We start from the raw sequence: 22,731 nt of genomic DNA, 5'->3' as shown, positions 1-22,731 counted from the left end.
ACATTACTCCTTTAGTACTGCTTGTATATAGATTCCCGGATCTGCCAGTGCCTCTGACGCCTGTGAGATGAGCGGACGGACAGCTTCAGCACCTACTCCATAAGCTACTGCAAGGATGACCAGGAAGACTGCGCAGCCCCATAAATAGGAGGCATTGTGCTTGTTCCTTCCGTCATATTCCTTGGGAACTCCCCATACTCCGTTCAAGAAAATCTTGATGACCGAATAAAGGACAAACAGACTGGAGAGAAGAATCATGCCGCCTCCAATATAGGCTTCAGCTGCAAAGCTTCCTCTTACTAACAGCACCTTTCCAATGAAACCGCTGAAAGGTGGAATTCCCGCAAGTGTCAGCGAGGCGATCAGGAAAGTCCATCCAAGCCATGGATAATCTTTTATAAGGCCGCCCATCTTGCGCAGGTTGCTGGTGCCTGTAATGGCAATCATGACCCCGACCAGCAAGAACAGCGCGGCTTTGATAATCATGTCATGAATCAAGTAGTAGATGGACCCTTCAAGAGATTCAGGAGACATGACCGAAACCCCGAAAAGGATGACGCCGACGGCGATGATGATGTTGTAAATGATGATTTTCTTAACATCCCAGTAAGCGATGGCGCCGATACACCCAACGATGATGGTGATGACCGCAAGCCATGCCAAAATGGTATGTGTATATCCTGTATCATGATAGAAGAACAGGGTGTAGGTCCTCATGATTGAGTAAACCCCGACCTTCGTCAATAACGCCCCGAATAATGCCAATACCGGTGTAGGCGGAGCATAGTAGGAACCAGGCAGCCAGAAATACAATGGAAAGATGGCGCCCTTCAGTCCATAGACTACGAGGAACATAACGGCAATGACCGTCAGGATTCCAGGCTGGTCGGCTTCTGCTATTTTCACAGAGATGTCGGCCATATTCAAAGTGCCTACAACAGAGTATAGATAGGCTACCATAACAACGAATAGTGCCGATGAAATAATGTTCACAAGTATGTACTTGATTGATTCCCTCAGCTGGACCTTTGTGCCTCCAAGAACAAGAAGAACATAAGATGACATCAGCATGACTTCAAAGAACACGAACAGGTTGAAAATATCACCTGTTGTAAAAGCTCCGTTTACCCCGACCAGCAAAAACTGGACGACAGGATAGAAGTAAAACCGTTCTCTGTCTTTGCCGATTGAACGGAAAGAGTAGAGAAGGACAAAGAACGTGATGATGCTCGTTGTCGTGACAAGAAGAGCTGACAGCATATCAGAGACCATCGTGATACCAAATGGAGCCTCCCAGCTGCCGAGGTTGACTGTCTGGATCCCTTCGGTCCTGACAACATTGACTAAAATGATCGAAGCAATGACAGTCCCTGCTGTTGCAATGGCTCCGATCCATTTCTGCATGGTGACGTTCTTTCCAAAAAACATGAGGATAATCGCTGTAAACAACGGGATTATAATGGGCAATAACGGTAAATTAATCATTTCCTTCGTTTCCTCTCATTTGATCCACGTTATCAGTCCCAAGTTCCTGGTACGCCCGGTAAGCCAACACCAGGAAAAAGGAAGTGACACCAAAACTGATAACAATCGCCGTCAAAATTAATGCTTGAGGCAGTGGATCTACATATGATTCGGCATGTTCGCCCAAAAGAGGCGGTGCGCCTTCTTTCAGGCCGCTAATTGTAAGGAGCAGCAAATGTGCCCCATGGCTGAGCAGGCCTGTACCAATAATGATACGAAGCAGGCTCTTAGAAAGCATCAGATAGACTGCACTGGTAAAAAGGATGCCAATGACTATGGCCATTAAAATTTCCATTATTCGCTCACTCCAATCGTCTGAATAATGGTCATCGTTACTCCGATAACGACAAGATAAACACCTGTATCAAAAATTACTGCTGTATGCAGTGATGTTTTCCCTAAAAGAGGCAGGTGGAAATATTCATAAGCATGGGTAAGGAATGGAACATTGAACAACAACGCTCCGGCCCCTGTACCGACAGCAAGTAACAATCCGATTGCAATCAGCAGTTTATAATCGATCGGAAGGATTTTGCTGACGGTCTTGATGTCATATGCAAGCAAAAGAAGCACCAGCGCTCCTGATGTCATCAGTCCGCCAATGAATCCTCCCCCTGGATAGTAATGTCCCGCGAAGAAAAGCTGGACTGAAAACAGAATAATGATGAAACTGACAACGGTTGTCGTGGTTTGAAGGATTACGTCATTCGTTTTCTTCATCCTTCTTTCCTCCTTGTCAATCTCAGTTTGATCATCGAGAAAATTCCCAATGCAGCAATACCGAGAACACAGATTTCAAATAAAGTATCAAAGCCGCGGAAGTCAACGAGGATAACGTTAACCATATTCTTTCCGCCTGCTTCTTCATAGACATTTTCAATATAGTATTCCGAAATGGAACTGAACAGCTTCGTACTGTATGAAGCGATCGCAATAAGGGTGACCACTGCTCCGACTCCGATGGCAATCAACGCATTCCCAAGTTTAAAGCTCATTCTTTCTTCATGTCTGCTTAATGGCGGCAGGTGATAGAAGCAAAGCAGGAACAGCGCAACCGAAACGGTTTCAATGACCAGTTGTGTAAGTGCCAGGTCAGGTGCGCGGAACAGGACAAAGAACAGCGATACGGAATATCCGACTGCTCCCAATGCAATGATGGAAGTCAGGCGTGATTTCGCAAAAAGAATCGTGATGGAACTGACCACCATGATAAGTGCAATGATGACTTCATACACCCCGATCGGTGCCAGGTCCGTCATATCAATGTCGAATGCATCTTTTACAACCATCGTAACAATCAGGATCCCTATCAGGAACGTGAATATATACACAAGATAGCTTCTGATGAAGCCGGTCATATACGACCTGGTCAGCTTAAAGGCTCCGCGTTCACCTTTTGCCAAGCCATTGTCATAAAACGAATTTAATGTAAGTCTTTCTGGTATCGTATTGTAAATCCCTTTCCACTTTGGCAGAAGTGTATAAAGCAAGACACCGAAAAGGATAACGCCTAAGGTCATGAATAATTCCGGAGTGAACCCGTGCCAGAAATAAATATGTGAATCTTCTACCTCAAGCTGTGTGATGGCTGAAACAGCGGGCTCAATCATCGTACTTGTAAGGATATTCGGGAAGAAGCCGAATACGATCACAAGCGACGCAAGGATGACCGGTGAAATCAGCATGCCAAGCGGTGCTTCGTGAGGCGTTTTATCCAGCTTTTCAGGCTGATGCTTTCCGGTAAACGGCTTGAAGACAACGAGCATGCTGTAAATGAACGTGAATACGCTTCCCACCCAAGCCAAAACAGGGAATAAGAAGCCCCATGTTTCAAGGTTGAAAATATCCATCTCAAGAACCTGTACCATTCCGGTAAAGAACATTTCCTTACTCAGGAACCCATTAAATGGCGGCAGGCCAGCCATGGAAAAGGCTCCAATCACTGAGACCGTAAACGTAATCGGCATGAAGTTCATCAATCCGCCAAGTTTGCGGATATCCCTTGTACCTGTTTCATGATCGATGATTCCGACCACCATGAACAGGCTTCCTTTAAAGGTAGCATGGTTAATGAGATGAAAAACAGCGGCCATTGTAGCTACACCATAAATATTCTCATCAAGATAATCATAATGAAGAGCAGCGGCTCCGATTCCAAGCAGTGACATAATCAATCCGAGCTGACTGACTGTTGAAAAAGCAAGGATCCCTTTCAAATCTGTTTGCTTTACTGCATTGAATGATCCCCAGAAGAGTGTGACGATTCCAAAACTGGCGACAAGCCACAGCCAAACCCCTGATTCGGCAAAAACAGGGCTCATACGGGCAACGAGATAAATCCCCGCTTTAACCATCGTAGCGGAATGCAGGTAAGCACTGACAGGTGTCGGTGCTTCCATAGCATCAGGAAGCCAGATGTGGAACGGAAACTGTGCAGACTTTGTAAAAGCACCAAGCAAAACCAAGATCAAGGCACCTAGAAACAATGGTTCAGTAATAAGTGTATCTGCCATTGCGGCCAGTTCACGGATACTGAACGTACCGGACATCAGATAGAGCAGCAAAAATCCTCCAAGCATGGACAACCCGCCAAAAACAGTTATCAGCATTGATTTTTGTGCCCCATAACGTGAACGGTCACGATGGTACCAATAGCCGATCAGCAGGAAAGAAGATATAGAAGTGAATTCCCAGAACATATAAAGGACAATCAAGTTATCAGAGAGCACAACACCAAGCATGGCCCCCATAAACAGAAGCAAATAAACGTAAAAGTTGTGCAGTTGTTCTTTTTCTTTTGATAAATAATATATCGAATAGAGAACAACAAGAGAGCCGATCCCGGTGATCAGCAAAGCAAACAGCAAACTCAGGCCGTCGACATAAGCGGTAAAGTTGATACCGAAAGACGGCATCCATTCAACCGTTTCCTGAATTGCCTTTCCATCTGCAGTTATTTTAAGAAATTGAAAAAAGTATAGAAAAAGCACTGCGGGAAGAATGAGGACAAACCATCCGGTATGTATAGAACGCAGCTTTTTATAGAGAAACGGTACAAGAATAGCCGCTAAAAAAGGTGAAATAATTGCCCAATGTAATAATGTCACCGAAAAACCCCCTTATAAAATTTTTTATTTATCATTCACACTTATCATCTTCCTTATATGTAATCCATTTTTGCTCCAGGTCTCTGATATCCCTAAAGAAAACCTCAAAAGAAATTATAACGTAAAAAAATGACGCTTGCATTTATGAAAGTCTGCAGCGGCGGGCAAGGTTCAACTATGATATTAAATATGAAAGAACACGGCAAAAACAGCGGTGAAAATTTTTTCAGGAAAATGTTTTTCGGTCATGATTCCTGCTGCCCACTGTTTGTTTTCCAGGTTGATTCCTATATGGAAATCTCCATTCTAGCGAATAGTATGAACCAAAAAAGCGCATGCTATCCATAGGTGGTGATGTAGTATGCGAATGAAAAAAACGGTTTCAGCCATGATTTTTTCCAGCTTGTTTATTGGCGCCTGGTATGTCCAGGAACAGGAGGACAAAAAGAATCAATGGGCAAATAAAAACTTGCTGCAGCCTTCTGCTTTAAAAGATGAAGTGGTGGATGCCGAAGCTGTTATTGAGGTTGAGCCTGTCGCAGACCTGCAGGAAGAAGCCGGTCCTGAACCTTTTAAACCGAGAGAATATATCAGGCTTGCAAGATAACATAAAGAGAGAAGCAATCCTAAATAAAAAGAAGAGCTGCTGCTCTTTTTTTATGGATTAATTCTAAGGCGGCAGCCTCCCCCTTTTCAATCCGCCCATAAAAGATTATGATGGACATGCGGTAAATTAATTCTAGGGGAGAACTGCGTGCGAAATACATATTTGACAGGCTATTTGCCTTTGTTTTCTATATTATTGTTCAGTTTGACGTTTTCCGTTTATGGTGTGGAAGTGTTTGTAGACCTCTTTAAAAAAATTGGTGTCTATCCAGGAATGCGTGAGTTCCTGTCAGACCTTGAGTTGAAATTCATTCTGTTGATCTTCCTCATGATTGTTTGTTTCATGGTATTTGCTGCGTTAAAGCTGATTGCCCAAACCATAAATGAAGTTTCCCTTCTGTTTTTCTCACAGGATAATGAAGGAGAAATCCTCCGTCAGGTTCGGTCCGGATCGATGGTTTACTTTATCGGTGCAGTGGTATCGGTTGCCAGCCTGAAGTCCTTCTTGGGGCTTTTAGCCATTTTTCTTGTGACATCGATTGCTTATTTTGTTTATTTCATCTATAAAATCAGTCCGTCCCTGACAAAACCGGGATTATTCGGTGTCATCTTTTTTCAGGTGATCACATGGTCTTCATTATTCTTAATTGTCTTTCTGGTCATCCTGAAGTTATATAATGGATTGCTGGCAAGCTTGCCAATCATTTCGGAAGTTAAGTTAAATGAATAGGACTGAAAGCCAAGGTATCGAAACTTGTTGTTTCGATACCTTTTCCTTTTTTGGAAAAAAAGACCAGAGCCTGAAAACTCCGGTCTACTTCATGATATCTCTCCAAATCAGGTGGCTTGGCCGGTCTCTTTCAATGGATTCCATGTTCCGGGGGATATCGTATCCAACCCAGACCCCTGTGGTGTAGGAGTCGGTAAGGCCAATAACCCAGTAATCGTTATAGTTATTGGTTGTACCGGTTTTGACACCTGCATATGGTTTGTTTAGTTGTGCCCATTTCCCCGTCCCGTTTTGAAGGGAATTTCCCAGCATTGCCCTGATCTTCTCGGTTGTCGGCTGGGACCAGATAGATTCTCTCGGTTCTTTCCATTCATACAATACTTTTCCGTTGTAGTCCGTTACCTTCGTGATGGCATGGGAGGGCTGATAACTGCCATCAATAAAGGACGTATAGGCATCCGTCATCTCAAGGGGCGACATGCCATAAGTAAAGCCCCCTATGGAAGCGGCATACGTATGATCCTGTTCCTGGACTTTTTCAAAATTGAACTTTTCCAATTTCGAAAACGCATTTTCAATTCCGACTTTCTCAAATAAGCGGAGGGCCGGGGTATTATAGGATTGTGAAAATGCGGTATTCATTGTGACGGTGCCGTATTGCCTTCCTCCATAATTGACCGGGCAGTAATTGCCAATGCAGTAGTTATCAGCACTTACCCTTTCGGCAATGGATGCCTTGGTCTCTTCAATGTAAGGTCCGTACACCAAAAGCGGTTTTATCACAGAACCCGGCTGGCGGAATGCTTGATAGGCATGATGGAAGTTATACTTTTGATAATGCTTTCCGCCTGTCATCGCAATGATCTGCCGCGATTCATTATCAATTGTAATACTGGCTCCTTCGATCCCCTTATAGGTTAACCTGTTCTGAACAGCGTCCGTGCTTTTTTCCTGCGTGACACGGTCGAGAGAGGTATGAATGATGATGCCGGAATTGATGAGATCACTCATCCGCTTATCAAAGGCATCGTAGATTTTCCGCTTTGCTTCTTCATTTTTTGCTTCCCCAAGCTTTTTCAGAAAACCTTCTTGCTTGGCAACAAGCTCGCGAAATTCCGATTCGGCATACACGGCGTAATCAGGGTACTTGTCTGTCTTTTTGCGGACATTCAACTGAATGGGTACTTTTTTCAGTTCATCAGCTTCTTTTGCCGCCAGCTTCCCTGTTTGCTGCATAATGTCCAAAAGCCGTTCCTGCCTGACTTTCGTTTGGTCAAAATGGTCGACAGGGTCATATTTATTTGGATTGTTCGGGATTGCTGTAATAAAGGCAAGTTCTGCTTTATTCAGTTCACCGAGCGGTTTCTGGAAATAGTATTGTGATGCTGTTTCAATCCCATAAACTCCGTTGCTGAAGTAGATGATATTGAGGTACAGCTCCATGATTTCTTCTTTACTTAATGATTTCTCAATTTCATGTGCATAAAATAACTCGGTCAACTTTCGGTTATACGTTTTCTCCTGGCCAAGATAAAGGTTTCTTGCCAGCTGCTGCGTAATGGTACTCCCGCCTTGCTGAATATGGGTGAAGACAAGGTTTTTGACAAGTGCCCTCATAATCGCGCCTGCATCAAAACCGACGTGCTCATAGAAATGCTGATCTTCTGATGCAACCAGGACTTCCTTTACAAAGTCAGGAATTTCATCATGATCCGCATACAGGCGGAAGGGTCTGTTCATCTCGGAAAATATGTTTCCATCTTTATCGGTTATCAAACTGGTCTTAGTGATATTGAACTGATCCTCACTGACGGCATCTTCGAGGGCATTATGAAACCCTTCTACCTTATGAACCTCTTTTGCGGAAGAAAAAAGGATGAACAGAAAAAAAGGAAACAATGAAAATACTAAAATATAACCGGCGACGGTTCTCATGCTTTCAACTCATCTCTAGCGTTATTCGATTCTGAAAAAAGGCTTCAGAAATTAATACGGCTCATTTACGTAATTTTCGGAATGCCGCATACTCCACCATAATAATCCAAAAGCCGCCAAGAATAAAGCACCCGTTATATAGAAAATGGAGGAAATTCCTGTGAACCCGGATAATATACCACCCAATGCCGGCCCGGCTACATTCCCCAGGAAACGGAAGCTCTGGTTATAGCCAAGAACCTCACCCTGCATGGAAAGAGGGGCTTCCTGCCTGATATAGGCAGTGACACTTGGAATCATGCCGCCAATGGCAATCCCGAACAGGAAACGGAAAAGGACCAGCTGCCAAAGCTCTTCAGAAAGGGCTTGTGGAATGATGAAAATACAGGCCAATACAAGCAAGATGGAGAGCACCTTCTCATAGCCGATTTCATCCCCGAGCTTGCCCCATTTTCTTGTAGCCAGCAGATTGCCGACCCCTGTTGCGGAAAAAGCAAGCCCTGCCAGAAAAGCGATATTGGTTGTGGCAGTCAGTTCATCAACATAGAGGGCCAACAGCGGCTGGACACTGAAGTTTGCTACCTGGATGATGAAGGAAATGATCATCACAGTCAGAAGCAGCTTATGCTTTACTATGTGCTGCAGGACCTCTCTGCTGGAATAGCGGGTTTTATTCGTTTTCGTTTTAGATGTTTTCCGGACTTCCTGAATGCCGAATAACACGCCGGTAGCCGCCAGGGCAATGGCGATGGAGGTAATGATGAAGGTATAGGAAAATCCAAATGAATCTGCCATCAGGCCTCCAAGTACAGGTCCGAATAACCCACCGGACACAGTTCCCATCTGAAGAGTTCCGAGGGTTCTTCCGGCAATTTCTTTCGGTGTCTGGGCAGAAATGAGGGCAATTGAGGTGGGGATGAACCCTGTGACAGCCCCCATGGCCATTCGAAGCAGGAACAAGCCAAGCACCGAATCAACGAATCCCATCATGAAAATCGATAGGGAAATTCCATAACCGGTAATCAGCAGAATCGGTTTGAATCCGTATTTATCGCCGACCCTTCCCCAAATAGGAGAAATAAAGAATGCTACAAGGAAGGTAATGCCAAATACATAGCCTGACCACCGCTGGATAAATGCACTGTCGTAGTTTCCAAAGGTTTCTAAGTAAAGGGAAAGAAACGGAAGAACCATCGTGGCGCTGGCTGCAACCAGAAAATTGGCAAACCACATGATCGTCAAGTTTCTTTTTTCTATAGAGATAAATAACACCTTCTTTAAGTTTATTAAAATATATTTCGATTCTCTAAATATTAATATTACAAAATATCAGCTCGTATCTGCAAGAGTTACTATTTGGTTCGACAAAAACCGGGTGGTGACTGTCACTTACCCAGTCCATATGGTGCTGAATCGCAATATTCGCTTTTTATTCTAAATTGTCATAATTTTTGGTGTAATCATGATATAATAAATAGAATAAAGACGCAGAGGATTTTTTGACAGGGCAGTCCAGTATGGTGGAGTTGGAATAACCGAATGATTGGAGGGAGTTCAGTTGAAAGGCAATCAATTGATTATCATTGATTTTGAATTTTCCATGCCGGAGAGGCACCAAAACCCGCGCGGCTTTTACCCTGAAATCATTGAGACAGGGCTGGTGGCTGTGCAGAACGGAAAAGTCACTGACAAGTTTTCATCATATGTGAAACCTTCTGCCTTTCCGGTATTAACGAAGCGCTGTAAACAATTTTTATCGATTTCCCAGACGGATGTGGATAACGGGATACCTTTTCATTCTTTGGTGCAGTACTTGAAAGAATTGAATCAGAGAGGGAAGAATAAGATCATTACCTGGGGCAATATGGATATGAAGGTACTGCGGAACAACTGCAGTAAGGCTGGAGTCGATTTTCCGTTTACAGGAGAGTTCATCGACCTGTCAATGGAATATAAGCGGTTTTTTGGGGATCAGAATCAAACAGGCTTATGGAAAGCAGTCCAGGAATATGGCCGGGAGGGTGTCGGGAAGCATCACAAGGCGCTGGATGATGCATTGACGACATATCATATTTATAAATTAGTGGAAAAAGATAAGAAGTATCTGGACAAAGCGGAACCGACAACCATCGGCGATCGTATCGACCTATCCAAACTTTTTAATCAGATGGCTTGAAAAACCCAAATCACAAATTGATTTGGGTTTTAGTTTTGCAGAAGATAATGGAAGGGGGCAGGCTGCTGTCCTTCACATTAAAGAGTAATTGAATACATCAATTCGTATTCCCTCTTTACACTCTCCAGCGTTTCCAGGCTTTTTTGGGCAAAGTCAGAATCCTGTGACTCCAACTGAGCTTTTGACTCATTAAATGCAGTGATCAGCGAGTCATTGTAGTCAGGAACCTCTCCCTCATAAGGCTTTACCATCTTTTCTGGGATATTGGCCCTTTCTCTGAAAGCCAGCGCTTTTCTTTCATGGAACAGGGGAACGTCCACATCTTTCGGATTGTGCAGGTCCCCTTGGCGCGGGTGTTTTAAGACGGACAGGATTTTGACAACATAAACACCCGGTCGGGAGTCGGTGACTTCTCCTATGTACTTCCCTGTTTTATATAGTGCCGTTACAATGTCTCCATTTTTGAATCCAGACATGGGTCATCCTCCAATATAAATCTTTTTTTGAAAACAGTCTTTCGGTATATAGCAATTACATCCATTCTAATTCATAATAAAGAGTGTTGCCAGTTACTGGACTATCAACTATTATACATACAAAGAATCTTTTAAAAGACGGAGGAATTTTCGTGAAAAAATATTTAGCAATTGCTGCAGCAGCGCTTCTCTTGCTGATGTTGGCAGCATGCGGTACAGCAAACCAGGAAGAGCAGAGCCAGGATAACAGCCAAAATGAAACCGCAGGAAGTGAGCCGGAACAAGAAACAGCTGAGCCGGTGGATGACAGCGATGTCAACTATCCGCAGCTGACGGATGAAATCCAGGAAAACGAAAAAGCTGTCAAAATGGTGACGAATATGGGGGACATTACAATCAAGTTATTCCCTGAGCAGGCCCCGAAGGCAGTGGAAAACTTCATGACCCACAGCAAGGAAGGTTACTATGATGGTGTTACTTTTCATCGGGTCATCAGTGACTTCATGATTCAAGGGGGAGACCCTCAAGGTAACGGAACAGGCGGAGAAAGCATCTGGGGTGAACCTTTTGAAGACGAGTTTTCAAAAGAACTGCTGAATATCCGTGGAGCCCTTTCAATGGCAAATGCGGGACCTAATACGAACGGAAGCCAGTTCTTCATCGTTCAAAACTCAAACCTCGATCCTGCATTGGAGCAGCAAATGATTCAAGCAGGGTTCGGCAAGAAGGCGATTGAAACATATATGGAGCGGGGCGGCACTCCTCACCTCGATAATCGTCATACGGTATTTGGGCAAGTCATCGAGGGAATGGATGTTGTGGATAAGATTGCCGCTGTTGAAACAGGGGCAAATGACAAACCTGCCGAAGATGTTGTGATTGAAAAAATGGAAATCATTAAAGAATAAGAGTGTGGAAGGCAGCTGTACCCGTTTCGGGGCAGCTGCTTTTGTTTTGATTTTGGACATGGTTTTAAAATGGGGGAATTGATATAATGGCTACAGCTCAAGAAGTTTGAAAGGAGATTATTATGCTTAACGCATTTATTTTAAATTTGTTCCTCTATTTCCCGGAGGACAAAACAGAGTACATTCCGGCCGCATTCTGGATGATCCTTTTTGGTACGGCTGCGGTCCTGACCTTCCGCTGGTTTATTAAGATATCGAAAAAAGAGGAAGAAAAGACCAAGCAGGCGGAAGAAGAAGCAAGAAGGGCGTCTGACGAGAATCGGGGCTGAAATAAAGAATATTTTCCTCCAACAAAGGCAACAATGGTATAGATGATTTTGTTGTTGGAGGAGATATCATGCATGCAAAGATAGTGACAGGATTGCTGGCGTCAGCCATCCTGCTTCAGGGCTGTGCAATTGAAAAGGTTCAAAACCCGAAGAAGACCGAGGTTGATATAATGAATCCAGTAGGCGACTCTTTAGGAAAGGCTACGTTGCAGGAGATGACTTCCGGGGTGGAAATGGATCTGGATCTTGTGGGGCTGCCGCCAGGGGTCCATGCCATACATATCCATGAAACAGGGAAATGTGAGCGGCCTGATTTTGTGTCTGCCGGAAACCATTTCAATCCGGAAGATAAAGAACATGGGCTTCTTCACCCAAAAGGGGCACACGCAGGCGACCTTCCTAACTTGATAGTAGAGGACGACGGCTCTTTTAAGGGAAAAATCATGGCCCCGCTGGTCACACTTACAAAAGGACCGACATCCCTATTCACTAAAGAAGGAACTTCAATCGTCATTCATGAAGGACAGGATGACGGAATGTCCCAGCCTGCAGGGGAATCAGGAGTGCGGATTGCCTGCGGCGAAATCACTAGTGAAAAAGAAAAAGTCAAAGAATAAAAGCTGACAACCGCTGGTTGCCAGCTTTTTTATTGCTTTGACGCATCACCGTGGTGAAAGGGACTGTCCCTCTTAGTGCAGTGATGCGTTAAAGTGTCTACTCTGTAAAAAAAACAAGCAAGGGATATCCCCTGCTTGTCAGGTTAGCGCCTTTTTCAATCTCTCCAGCCCGTCTTTTAGTGTTTCCCTCGTGCAGGCAATGTTCATCCTGAAGAATCCTTCACCGTCCTGACCGAATTTGCTGCCGGGTTCAAGAGCGAGTTTTCCTTTGTTCAAGAGCAGGTCTTGCAGTTCTTGTTCAGGCTTTCCTAGTTTGCGGAAGTCGATCCATAATAGATAGGTCGCTTCCGGATCCATGACGGACAACTCAGGTAGTTCTTTTTCCACAAACGACTTAACCTCTTTAATGTTATCTGCCAGATAATCCAGCAGGCTGTCCAGCCACTCACCTCCATGAAGGTAGGCCGCTTCCATTCCGATGACACCGAATGTATTCAGGGTGAAGATTCCTTGCTTCTGCTGTTCTTCTGACACTTTTTCCCGTAACTTTTGGTTGGGGATAATCATGGCCGATGCTTGCAGGCCGGCAATGTTGAAAGTTTTGCTTGGTGCCGCAAGCGTGATTATGAAATCTTCATATTCTTTTTTTATTGAAGAAATCGGAAGATGCTTGTTTGGCTTATGTACAAGGTCCGCATGGATCTCATCCGAGACAATCAGGACATTGTATTTTTGGCAGAGTTCCGCCATTTTTATCAGTTCATCCTCTTTCCAAACGCGTCCGCCTGGATTATGGGGACTGCAGAGGAGGAAGATCTTCACGCCTGATTTTAGAGTTTCTTCAAATGCTTCAAAATCAATTGTATACTGTCCATCTTTTAATTGAAGCGGGCTTTTCTTTACTTCCCGGTCATTCTTTTCAGCAAGGCTGAAGAATGGAGTGTAAACCGGAGAGTGCATCAGAATGCTGTCCCCTTTTTCCGTAAACGCTCTGATAATGGTGGCAATGGCAGGGACGATGCCGGAACTGTACAATAGCCAGCTTTTCTTGATTTCCCAGTCATGACGTTCTTTCATCCAGCTGCTGACCGCGTTGCCTAATGGATCACCAGTGAATGTATAGCCGAATATACCATGTGAGACACGGTCATTCAGCGTATCAATGACTTCCGGCGGTGGGGGGAAATCCATATCTGCAACCCACATCGGAAGCACGTCTTCCCGGCCGAAGACTGTTTTGGTCAGGTCCCATTTGACCGATGATGTGCCTTTTCGGTTTGGGGAAATATCAAAATTGTACATCTGGATCACACCCTTCTTGAAATAAGTAGAAAAAACGTGTTCTCTATAATATGTTAAAATATGCGGACATAAGATGAAAAACATTTGCTTGCAGCAATTAGATTGGCGGAGTTGATCTTCGCTCCAGCTGTACGACTCCGCGGGGCGGGCGGTGAGCCTCCTCGGCTTCTCCTGCGGGGTCTCACCTGTCCCGCTAGTCCCGCAGGAGATCGGACAGCTTCGCTACAATCAACAATTCTATTTCAAAAGTACACTGTGTTTCAAAATAACAATTTCTTAAAATACAGCCATTTTAAAAGATGTTAATCATCATCCTGGCAAAAGAATTATTTTGATTATGAAGAAGAAGTTCGATTTAGGAAAAGGATGTTCATCCGGAATGAAATGATTCCAGGTGAACATCCTTTTTTAGGTTACCGGCAGTGAATTCGAAATTGGGTTTTGACTTTTGGATTCCACTTTCTGTTCTGAAAATTCCTGCTCTGTGAAGGCGCGGATATAGTCGTAAACATCCTTTGGCCGTTCTTCAGGTACAAGGTGTCCTGTCTTTTCGAGAACAAGTAATTTGGAATTTGGCAGATCCTTATTGAGCCTCTTGCCGACATTGAGGGGAACCACGCGGTCATGTTTGCCCCAGATTAATAGGCAGGGTGTTTCGATATTGTTCAGGTCATGCTGGCTCAGATCCCCTTCGCGATGGCGGATCATCCTTGTTAGTGCCCGGAAGATATCATCGTCCAGGAAAGGCTTTAAGTAGCCGAACATCATTTCATCATTAATCATTTTTGAGTCATGAACGACATTTTCAAGGTTCTGGCGTACACCTGATTTCGCCAGGTGCATTTTTACATACAGGTGGAAAAAGGGAATGTAGCTGAGCATGGTGATGGGCCACTTCATTTTCTTCAGGTAGCCCGAGCTGCATAGCAGGATCCCTTTCTCAACCAACTCCGGCTTCTGTTTCATGACGTTAAGGGCAATCTGTCCGCCCATGGAGTGGCCGATCAAATGAATACGATCGATTTCGAGCTTTTCCATTAGAAGGATGACTGTCCTGGCAAGGTTTTCGTATGAATAGACGAATTCCTTGTTCTTTCCGCTTTGACCAAACGGGGGAAGGTCAACGGATATAACATTGTACTGTTCCTTCAACAGAGGGGTCAGGTGCCGGAAGCTGAACGTAGAGGAAAGAAATCCATGGAGCAGGACAAAGGTTTCAGTGGCAGACGGGTGGCGGTGATATTCATAAAAGACTTCTCCGTCATTAATATTTACCTTGTACGTTATATCGTTCATTTTACTCTCACTCCTGATAAGAATAGGTACTTGTATTCTACCCTGCATGAGTAAAAAAACACCATGAATTGTAATTATGAAGGTTAGGTTAGGGGGCAAAAAAAATAGGACGGTATAAAAAAATACCGTCCACAATGAAAACAAAAGGGGGAATACTTAGAAAGCTTAATAAAAGCATTGCCCCTTTCAGCAAAATTTATACATTATTTTGAGGAAAGTTATTCTACCGCAGAGCCGTACTTGATTTCGTAAAGCATCTGCATCACTCGTAAGAAGTCCTCTTCGGAAAATTCTTTGGCTTTTCGGAGGATCAGTTTGGCCTTTTTTGTACCAATTTCGTTGATCAGCTGTTCAATCTCCTGGTCAATTCCTTGGGGATGGCTTTCCAGTAATTCTCGTTCAAGCATTTCGGAAGCGGGGACATCCAGGACAGTGGAAAGCTTCAGGATGGTTTGCGTGTCTGGAATTTGACTGCCGCTTTCATATTTTTCAATCGTTTTTCTTCCGAGCCTTGCGCGCATGGCTAATTCTTCTTGGCTGATATTCCGTTCTTCACGTAATAATTTTAAATTTTGACCAAAATGAGACATATAAATCCCTCCATCAAATTAACCTTTATACCATTATCTTACCATTTACAAGGCAGAATAAGTCATAAAATCATTGAACAAAATGTGAGGATTGCGGCTATGCTTCTTCACCGCTTCACCGCTTTCCCGCATGAAAAGGGACAGTCCCTCTCAGCGCATTAACGCGTTAATGCGCTGGGGGACTGTCCCCTTCAGGGGTGTTGATTAGCTATATTTTTCCAAGTGATTGGCACAGACTCCCCCTTCGTTCAAAAAGCGATTTAACGGCACACCTTACCTCAACAGGTAAGGTGTATGCCACGTAACGACGGGTGAATTCTATGAAGGTAAAAGAGTGTAAAGTAGCCCATTCTTCCTTGGTTTCATTGTAAATCCAGCGTAAAAGCAAGTAACTGATAAGAGTGCCATAAACCTGGCTATATACAGAATTCGGAGAATTTCCAAAGAGATTGGACAGATCCAGGTTGCCTTTTACCCAACGGAAAAATAGCTCTATTTGCCAGCGAAGTTTATAGATATAAGCAATGTCCTCAGGGGACATCATCATTAAGTTCGAAGCTACTCTTATTTTGTTTCCTTCGTTGTCGGTAAAGGTAACCAATCTGAATCGAACCTTTGTTTTGCGGGTGCCTTTTCCAATAAAGGCTGTCAGGTCTTCCTTCACATTGCCCTCTTCATTAAGAGGTACACTGTGTTCCCTCTCTCCCGAGAGGGAGAATGAGCTAGCGACTCTAATCACAAAAAATTGATTGTTTTCCTGTAAATCCTCAAAGTCTCTCGTTCGCGCATATCCTCTATCTGCGGTGATGATAGAAAGAGGTTCCGTGTCTTCATACAACTTGGGCGCCATCATGACATCGTGATGCCGTCCAGTTGTAGGAATGACTTGGGTAGGTTGTCCTTCCTCTACATCGAATTTTGTATGGAGACGAATAGCATAGCGGGTGCGGGTGTAACCCGCCCAGCTCATATCTGGATGTTGAAAAGTAATGGTTGTGGAGTCAATTGCGAATAGTTTATAAGGCTTGAACAGTGCTCTGCGCACTCCACGCCCTAAGCGATTGACTAAACGAGAGAACAATTCTTGAAGGATCTGATAAGGAACGTTTTGAGCTTTTTTAGCGAGGGTTGAGTGGTCAACTGAAGGCAAACTTTCTTCCTGGGGCATTTTGGTTTCAGCATCTCGAAAGCTTTTCCAATCTTTCGCAGACGAAATGACAAAGAAACGTACCAAATCTCGGGTGGAAAATTTTCTTGCGGTGTCGCGATAACCCCATTTCTTACAGAGGTTTTCTACCTCTTCTTCAGTAATGAACGTTTGAAGCATCTCTGATAATTTGTTAAAGTTAGTCAATGAAGCCACTCTCCTTTTTAGTGTTGTTAGCGGTAACAATCATTCTAAAAGAGAGTGGCTTTTTTTGTCTAATAATACCGTTTATTTTACATATTATGGTTAATCAACACTCGTGCTGTCCCCTTCTTCTTTAAAGGGTTAAAGGATGTCCATTGAGTTCAGGAATACGGCAATGATGGCGATTGGAACGACGAATCGGATAAGGAAATATAAGGTCTCGAACAAGCCATCGGACATTCCTGAGCCTCTTTGCAGTTCCTCTTTAACAGCAGATTTTTTTAATACATAGGCAGTAAAGATACTGATCAGCAGGGCACCAACCGGCAGCCCGATATTGCTCGCAATAAAATCAGCGAAGTCGAAAAACGATTTTCCTATGATCTGAAAGTCGGTCAGCACACCAAAAGATAAGGCACTTGGAATCCCGACGACAAATACCAGTATCCCGGCAAACCAGGCATAGCGGCCCCGTTTTTGCGGATTTCCTTTTTCCATGACAGCCACGATGATTTCAAGAATCGAAAACGCTGATGTCAATGTAGCGAAAAGCAGCAGGACCAAGAAGATTGCCAGAAACACCCCACCGAAGGCCAGTTCATTGAATACAGCCGGAATGACAACGAATACGAGTCCGGGACCGACATCCGGCTGGAACCCAAGAGCAAACACGGAAGGGAAAATGACCAGTCCGGCCAGCAAGGATATAAGGATATTCAATCCCGCGACACTGAATGCTGAATTTGGCATGTTTTCGGTTTTGGGCAGGTAAGAAGAATATGTGACCATAACCGAGATACCCACACTCAAAGCGAAGAATGCTTGTCCAAGTGCAAGCAGGGCCGTCTCAGCCTTCAGATAGCTCCAGTCCGGCTGCAATAAGAAACGAACGCCTTCCATGGCACCATCCAGTGTCAGTGAGCGGACGACCAGTACAAGGAAAAGAACAAATAAGGCAGGCATCATCAATTTGCTTGCGCGCTCTATTCCAGCTTTGATTCCGCCTTTGACCACAACAATTGTCATGACCATGAAAGCGAATTGGGCCAGCAGTACTTCCCAAGGGCTGCTGATAATCCCTTCAAATAAAGCTCCATATTCTGCCTGGGACATGCCGGTCAGCCCGCCAGTCAGACTGCGGACCAGATAGGATAAAATCCAGCCTCCCACTACACTGTAAAATGATAAAATAACCAATGAGATGAAGGTCCCGAAATATCCGACAAGCGGCCAGACCGATGAAGGTGCGAGATTGCGGTAAGAAGTGACGGCATCGCCTCCGCCTCTCCGGCCAATGACAAACTCAGCGAGCAGTATCGGGGTCCCGATTAAAATAGTAAAAAGGATAAAGAGCAAAAAGAAAACCCCGCCCCCATTGGTTCCGGCCATATAAGGAAACTTCCAAATCGCCCCCAGCCCTATGGCGGATCCGGCAGCAGCGAGGATGAAACCGATTTTGGATGACCACTGATCATTTTTTCTCATTATTTGTTCTCTCCTTTCTCAAGATGATTTCACCATCTTACTATGATTTTCACTGGGTGTATAGATGATTTGAAATAATCAGATATATTTTCATATTCAATGAAACAATTACTGGAAAACTTGCGTTACATAATTACAAATAAAAGGAAAGGGGGCCTGAATGTGGAGAACGAGTACTTCATTGCAGAAGCCCAAAAAGGAAATTTAACAGCCTACAGTGAGCTGGTAAAGAAATATTCTCCGGTTGTAGAGCGTTTTGCTTTTCAAATGGGTGCTTCAAGCTCTGATATCCAAGACATTTCACAGGAAGTATTCATAAGGGTTTACCGGTTTTTACACCAATTTTCCCATTCAAAGTTTACAACCTGGCTTTATAAAATCACCTTAAATGTGACAAGGGACTTCATGAGGAAGGAGAACCGCTACTTTCTGAAATCTGAAAAGCTGGCAAAAGAGTCCTTTCAGGGAGATCCCTATCTGCCCGAAGAAGCGGTATTCCGGGAAGAGGAAGACAGGCTGCTTCATGAATGTATACAAGAACTTGATGAGAAATACCGGATCCCAATCATCCTTTACTATTTTCATGAAAAAAAGTATGAAGAGATCCAGGAAATCCTGTCCTTGAATCTGTCAACTGTCAAAACGAGGCTGTTGAGGGGGAAGGATATGCTGAAAAAGGCAATGATCAAGGCTGAAAAGAAGGAGGGAAAAGCTCATGGATGATAAAATCTTTGAGAAACGAATGAACCTGCTTAATAAAAACTACGAACGGATGCCTGGCCAAACTGATGTTTCCGAAGTCATAAAGGCGATTGAGAAAGAACGAAAACCGGAGAAACAAAAGCGGAAAATGATTCACTGGCCTTATGCTGCAAGCTTCATCGGCGTCCTTCTGATTTCTTCTGTACTGGCCCTTCAGTTTACAGGCGATCAGGGAGGAAATCCGCAAAATGGGGAGCAGTCCGAACTGACAGTGGAAGAAGTGACAAAGACTGTTGAAGAAATTGAGAGTCATTATAAAGTTCGGCGTACCCAGGCAATCGGAAGCCTTGGGTTGTCAGAAGAGGGATTTGCACAGACGGAAATGGGAAGAGATGCCGAGGAATTTGCTGCCTATGTAACGCGGAATATGAAAGAAGACGATGGAAGAGTCGCCAATAATTCAGGATACATGGAAAGCATTACGGAAAACCTTGATGATATTTTAAAAACACCTCAGCAAATGATCAATGGCCTGACCGGAAAAAGCATTAAAGATGGTGAGGCGGAACAGTGGGTCAAGAAGTATGTCGAGACGCAGAAAGATCTGCTTCCTGTTTATGAGGCAGAGATGAAGCAGTACAGGAACGAATGGCAAGACGACATCAAACTTGGCCAGCTTGAAGGAAGGGACATCTTGCTTGAAAGGGAAAAACAGTACTCAGAGGAATTAGTGAAGTTGGTAGAAGGGGCAACAGCCAATGGGATTTCCCTCATGTATTCAGAAAAGGCTGACCGGTTCGTGGCGGGAACGGATGTAACGTATGTATCTTTTATGCTCTCATCTTCTGAGCTGCCTGAAGTGTATATGGATGCCCTGAAGCTCAAGAGTATTCCGAGCAGCCTTAACGGTGGCGTGATCACCACCACTTGGGCACGAGCTGGAGGGGACCTTCTCCTTTACGAGAGAGCAATAGAAAGCCTGCCTGAGGACTCTGGATTTCTTGAGGAGTTTCAATTGGAGTATATAACTCTTCTTAGAGCGTATGTAAAAGGCTCTTCTGCACAATCCATCTTTAATGAAGAAGGAACACTGAAAGCGGATATTAAAGAATCTTATGAGACACTGATCCAGAAGTATCCGGATTCTAAAACAGCCGGCAGGATCGAACCTTACTACAACAAATTGAAGGAAAACCAGTTCAACAAACCAGAAGACTGGGAGAGCTTCAATATGGATTATGAACTCTGAGATCTTAATGAAAAAACGCATCATGATGCATGTTTTATCGTTTCAAAAACGGGAAAACTATCTAATAAGTATAGAGAATTTTTGCGTAAGCTTGTCAACTGTGATATAATCTATAATTGCGTAAAAAGGAGAAAATTTATATATAATTAGGAGTTGTTCCCATGAGTACAAAATACGAAACAGGAAGCGTTGTAACAGGTAAGGTAACAGGCATCCAGCCATACGGTGCGTTTGTTGCGCTTGATGAAAATACACAAGGACTTGTTCATATTTCCGAAATCACACACGGATTCGTTAAAGATGTTAACGAACATCTAAGCGTTGGCGATGAAGTAACAGTAAAAGTTCTATCTGTTGATGAAGCTGCAGGTAAAATCAGCCTTTCCATCCGCGCGACTCAAGAGCCGCCGGCAGAAGAGCCTAAAGCAGCTGCGGCTAAAAAGCCTAAGCGCCGCCAAGGAAGCGTGAAACCTGCTGCTGCAGATGAAACGGCTCCAACTGGCTTCAACACTCTTAAAGACAAGCTTGAAGAGTGGATCGAGCAATCTGAGCGTGAAGATCTAATCAAGAAGTAATACCTCAAGGACCGGTAGTGATACCGGTTCTTTTTTATGCTTTCAAATCACGGGCAAAGAACACACAAAAGGAGCCTTCCATCATACAGAGGAAGAGGCTCCTTTTTTAGGTTCAATCCGGACGCTCGATTTCAAACTTTTTGATTCGGTACTGCAGGTTCTGTCTGCTCATGCCAAGAGCTTTTGCGGTTTTGGTGACATTAAAGTCATGATGTATAAGTGCTTTTTGGATGTAATAAATCTCAGCCTCAGCGATATAGTCGTCCAGTGGTTTAATTTCTTTATCAGCGTCAAATAGAAAGTCTTCGGCGTTATTTTCAAGGTTCTTCTCGTTTGAAAACTGTGTGCGCTGCCTGAAGTGGACCGGCAGCTGATTGTAGCCGATTCTTCCTCCTGCACCCATCAGGTTGAACGCTCCTTCAATAACATGTTCCAGTTCACGTACATTACCCGGCCAATCATAGTTTTTAAATCTTTCAATCACTGAATCTTCAAGTCCTTGAACTTCCATGCCGAAAAGTCCGTTATACCTTTCAATAAAGAAGTTCAATAAAGGTTCCAGGTCCTCCATCCGCTCTCTTAATGGAGGAATGAAGATGGACACCACACTTAATTGGTAGTAGAGTTCTTTCCGCAGTCTTCCCTCTGAAATGGCATCAATCGGGTCTTCATTGATGGTGCACACCATCCTGCATTCAATCGGCCTGTCGATATCCGAGCCCATCCTGCGGGTTTTCTTTTCCCTCAATGCTCTTAATAGTCTTGTTTGAAGGGGAAGGCTTAAACTGTTGATTTCATCCAGAATCAAAGTTCCTCCGCCTGCTTGTTCAAATAATCCGGGACTCTCAATTGTTTCTCCGGATTCTTCTTTATTTACTCCAAATAATAGTTCTTCCATCACAGAATCGGGAAGCGCTGAACAATTTTGGTTGATGAGCGGCTCCTTTGCCCGGGGACTGCCGTTGTGTATGCTGTGGGCAAACAGTTCTTTCCCCGTTCCGGTTTCTCCAACAATCAAAACAGGAGAAGAGGTTCTTGCAGCCCGTCTGCTGTTTTCAATGACTTCGTTGAAGCGGAGGTCATCTCCAATAATATGGTCAAACGTATATAGCGGCTCCTCTTTTTTAGAACGGTTTTCACGTATCAATTTTTCGAGCTTGGTAATGTCCCGTGCGATTTCCATTGCTCCAATGATCTCATCATTTTGAAAAACCGGATACGTATTATTAATGGTCGTGATCTCGCTGCCTTTTACATTAAAATACGTTTGTTTGACATTCAGGGCCGGGTTCCCGGTCCTGAGGACATTAAGCAGTGTGCTTTCTTCTCCATAACTGAATTGAAAGACTTCAAGAAGATTTTTATCGAGGACATCCTCGACATCCATTCCCTCGATCGCCATCATTTTTCTATTATATATAATAGTTCTTCCTTCTGAGTTAATAACATGAACGCCTGCATCTATAGAGTCCAATACTTTCTCATAGAGATAAACTAACTCTTGCATTCCGTTCACAAACATCTGGTTTCTCTCCTTTTTGTGTACTGCTCCGAAAAAAATTTCAGGAAAATTTCAAAGAATCAGGTTTATAAGTTTGAAAGGGCGTTTCACAGTGTAATAGTGTAGTGTGCAAGATAGTTTTTCAGCAAGCATTTGAGCCCTGGATGAATGAAAGGAATTTCCCTTTCATACACATGGTGACGAGCAATTTATTAAGAGTTGAAAAAAAATTAAGCAAAAGGCTTGAAAAATGCAACTATCTTTTGCATTAT

22 protein-coding genes are annotated in these 22,731 nt (G+C 43.8%); 9 read left to right on the top strand and 13 right to left on the bottom strand.

What is annotated here, in order from left to right; all coding sequences use genetic code 11:
• Window positions 1-3 precede the first annotated feature (3 nt).
• Genes ACOJQI_RS19155 through ACOJQI_RS19140 form a run of 4 tightly spaced genes read right to left on the bottom strand, consistent with a single transcriptional unit; the run spans window position 4 to window position 4,631 of the window.
• A complete protein-coding gene (locus ACOJQI_RS19155; protein ID WP_421381070.1) occupies window positions 4-1,485 on the bottom strand; it encodes a Na+/H+ antiporter subunit D in 1,482 nt (493 codons plus the stop codon).
• The gene (locus tag ACOJQI_RS19150) at window positions 1,478-1,819 is read right to left on the bottom strand and encodes a Na(+)/H(+) antiporter subunit C (protein ID WP_421381068.1); all 342 of its coding nucleotides are present in this window, start codon (window positions 1,817-1,819) and stop codon (window positions 1,478-1,480) included. Before ACOJQI_RS19150 ends, ACOJQI_RS19155 begins: the two co-directional genes overlap by 8 nt.
• On the bottom strand, window positions 1,819-2,244 hold the full coding sequence (locus ACOJQI_RS19145; protein ID WP_421381065.1) for a Na(+)/H(+) antiporter subunit B: 426 nt from the start codon (window positions 2,242-2,244) through the stop codon (window positions 1,819-1,821). Before ACOJQI_RS19145 ends, ACOJQI_RS19150 begins: the two co-directional genes overlap by 1 nt.
• Window positions 2,241-4,631 carry a Na+/H+ antiporter subunit A gene (locus ACOJQI_RS19140; protein ID WP_421381062.1) on the bottom strand — a complete coding sequence of 797 codons (2,391 nt, stop codon included), beginning with the start codon at window positions 4,629-4,631 and terminating at the stop codon, window positions 2,241-2,243. The genes ACOJQI_RS19145 and ACOJQI_RS19140 overlap by 4 nt, the downstream gene beginning before the upstream one ends.
• Before the next feature lie 361 nt (window positions 4,632-4,992).
• Here ACOJQI_RS19140 and ACOJQI_RS19135 point away from each other — a divergent pair, with 361 nt between their 5' ends.
• Together ACOJQI_RS19135 and ACOJQI_RS19130 are read left to right on the top strand one after the other, a co-directional pair.
• Window positions 4,993-5,238, top strand: coding sequence for a hypothetical protein (locus tag ACOJQI_RS19135; protein WP_421381059.1), 246 nt, complete (start codon window positions 4,993-4,995; stop codon window positions 5,236-5,238).
• A 147-nt stretch (window positions 5,239-5,385) separates the two neighbouring features.
• Entirely contained in the window at window positions 5,386-5,967 is a 582-nt protein-coding gene (locus ACOJQI_RS19130; protein WP_421381056.1) for a DUF5366 family protein, read from the top strand.
• Between the two features lie 84 nt (window positions 5,968-6,051).
• Here the strand turns inward: ACOJQI_RS19130 and ACOJQI_RS19125 are convergent, their stop codons facing one another.
• Both ACOJQI_RS19125 and ACOJQI_RS19120 read right to left on the bottom strand, forming a co-directional pair.
• Window positions 6,052-7,902 carry a transglycosylase domain-containing protein gene (locus tag ACOJQI_RS19125; protein ID WP_421381053.1) on the bottom strand — a complete coding sequence of 617 codons (1,851 nt, stop codon included), beginning with the start codon at window positions 7,900-7,902 and terminating at the stop codon, window positions 6,052-6,054.
• 51 nt (window positions 7,903-7,953) lie between these two features.
• Window positions 7,954-9,165 (bottom strand): MFS transporter, encoded by a 1,212-nt coding sequence (locus ACOJQI_RS19120; protein ID WP_421385514.1) that lies wholly within the window; start codon window positions 9,163-9,165, stop codon window positions 7,954-7,956.
• Between the two features lie 295 nt (window positions 9,166-9,460).
• On the opposite strand from ACOJQI_RS19120, the gene kapD reads away from it, so the two are divergent.
• A complete protein-coding gene (kapD, locus tag ACOJQI_RS19115) occupies window positions 9,461-10,078 on the top strand; it encodes a 3'-5' exonuclease KapD (protein WP_421381050.1) in 618 nt (205 codons plus the stop codon).
• 77 nt (window positions 10,079-10,155) lie between these two features.
• Here kapD and ACOJQI_RS19110 read toward each other — a convergent pair whose 3' ends face one another.
• Window positions 10,156-10,554 (bottom strand): kinase-associated lipoprotein B, encoded by a 399-nt coding sequence (locus tag ACOJQI_RS19110; RefSeq protein WP_421381047.1) that lies wholly within the window; start codon window positions 10,552-10,554, stop codon window positions 10,156-10,158.
• A gap of 152 nt (window positions 10,555-10,706) precedes the next feature.
• On the opposite strand from ACOJQI_RS19110, the gene ACOJQI_RS19105 reads away from it, so the two are divergent.
• From ACOJQI_RS19105 to ACOJQI_RS19095, 3 genes are all read left to right on the top strand, one after another.
• On the top strand, window positions 10,707-11,462 hold the full coding sequence (locus ACOJQI_RS19105; protein ID WP_421381044.1) for a peptidylprolyl isomerase: 756 nt from the start codon (window positions 10,707-10,709) through the stop codon (window positions 11,460-11,462).
• A gap of 122 nt (window positions 11,463-11,584) precedes the next feature.
• Window positions 11,585-11,791 carry a hypothetical protein gene (locus tag ACOJQI_RS19100; RefSeq protein ID WP_421381041.1) on the top strand — a complete coding sequence of 69 codons (207 nt, stop codon included), beginning with the start codon at window positions 11,585-11,587 and terminating at the stop codon, window positions 11,789-11,791.
• A 68-nt stretch (window positions 11,792-11,859) separates the two neighbouring features.
• The gene (locus ACOJQI_RS19095) at window positions 11,860-12,408 is read left to right on the top strand and encodes a superoxide dismutase family protein (RefSeq protein ID WP_421381038.1); all 549 of its coding nucleotides are present in this window, start codon (window positions 11,860-11,862) and stop codon (window positions 12,406-12,408) included.
• Between the two features lie 138 nt (window positions 12,409-12,546).
• Here the strand turns inward: ACOJQI_RS19095 and ACOJQI_RS19090 are convergent, their stop codons facing one another.
• From ACOJQI_RS19090 to ACOJQI_RS19070, 5 genes are all read right to left on the bottom strand, one after another.
• Entirely contained in the window at window positions 12,547-13,710 is a 1,164-nt protein-coding gene (locus tag ACOJQI_RS19090; RefSeq protein WP_421381035.1) for a MalY/PatB family protein, read from the bottom strand.
• Between the two features lie 408 nt (window positions 13,711-14,118).
• Complete coding sequence (locus tag ACOJQI_RS19085; protein ID WP_421381032.1) at window positions 14,119-15,006, bottom strand: alpha/beta fold hydrolase; 888 nt, start codon at window positions 15,004-15,006, stop codon at window positions 14,119-14,121.
• A gap of 218 nt (window positions 15,007-15,224) precedes the next feature.
• Complete coding sequence (locus tag ACOJQI_RS19080; RefSeq protein WP_421381029.1) at window positions 15,225-15,596, bottom strand: helix-turn-helix domain-containing protein; 372 nt, start codon at window positions 15,594-15,596, stop codon at window positions 15,225-15,227.
• 208 nt (window positions 15,597-15,804) lie between these two features.
• On the bottom strand, window positions 15,805-16,959 hold the full coding sequence (locus ACOJQI_RS19075; protein ID WP_421381026.1) for an IS4 family transposase: 1,155 nt from the start codon (window positions 16,957-16,959) through the stop codon (window positions 15,805-15,807).
• 129 nt (window positions 16,960-17,088) lie between these two features.
• A complete protein-coding gene (locus tag ACOJQI_RS19070) occupies window positions 17,089-18,432 on the bottom strand; it encodes a sodium-dependent transporter (protein WP_421381023.1) in 1,344 nt (447 codons plus the stop codon).
• Window positions 18,433-18,594: 162 nt separating this feature from the next.
• Between ACOJQI_RS19070 and ACOJQI_RS19065 the strand changes: the two genes are divergently transcribed.
• The 3 genes from ACOJQI_RS19065 to yugI all read left to right on the top strand — a co-directional run bounded on the left by ACOJQI_RS19065 (window position 18,595) and on the right by yugI (window position 20,958).
• The gene (locus ACOJQI_RS19065; protein WP_421381020.1) at window positions 18,595-19,155 is read left to right on the top strand and encodes an RNA polymerase sigma factor; all 561 of its coding nucleotides are present in this window, start codon (window positions 18,595-18,597) and stop codon (window positions 19,153-19,155) included.
• Window positions 19,148-20,383, top strand: coding sequence for a hypothetical protein (locus ACOJQI_RS19060; protein WP_421381017.1), 1,236 nt, complete (start codon window positions 19,148-19,150; stop codon window positions 20,381-20,383). Before ACOJQI_RS19065 ends, ACOJQI_RS19060 begins: the two co-directional genes overlap by 8 nt.
• A gap of 161 nt (window positions 20,384-20,544) precedes the next feature.
• Window positions 20,545-20,958, top strand: a complete 414-nt coding sequence (gene yugI, locus ACOJQI_RS19055) for a S1 domain-containing post-transcriptional regulator GSP13 (RefSeq protein WP_421381014.1) — start codon at window positions 20,545-20,547, stop codon at window positions 20,956-20,958.
• 112 nt (window positions 20,959-21,070) lie between these two features.
• On the opposite strand, the gene ACOJQI_RS19050 is transcribed toward yugI, so the two are convergent.
• The gene (locus tag ACOJQI_RS19050; RefSeq protein WP_421381011.1) at window positions 21,071-22,480 is read right to left on the bottom strand and encodes a sigma-54 interaction domain-containing protein; all 1,410 of its coding nucleotides are present in this window, start codon (window positions 22,478-22,480) and stop codon (window positions 21,071-21,073) included.
• Between the last annotated feature and the right edge of the window lie 251 nt (window positions 22,481-22,731).

Source organism: Bacillus salacetis (assembly GCF_049177075.1).
GTDB classification, from domain to species: domain Bacteria; phylum Bacillota; class Bacilli; order Bacillales; family Bacillaceae_B; genus Rossellomorea; species Rossellomorea salacetis_A.
This window is presented reverse-complemented; position numbering and strand designations above follow the sequence as displayed.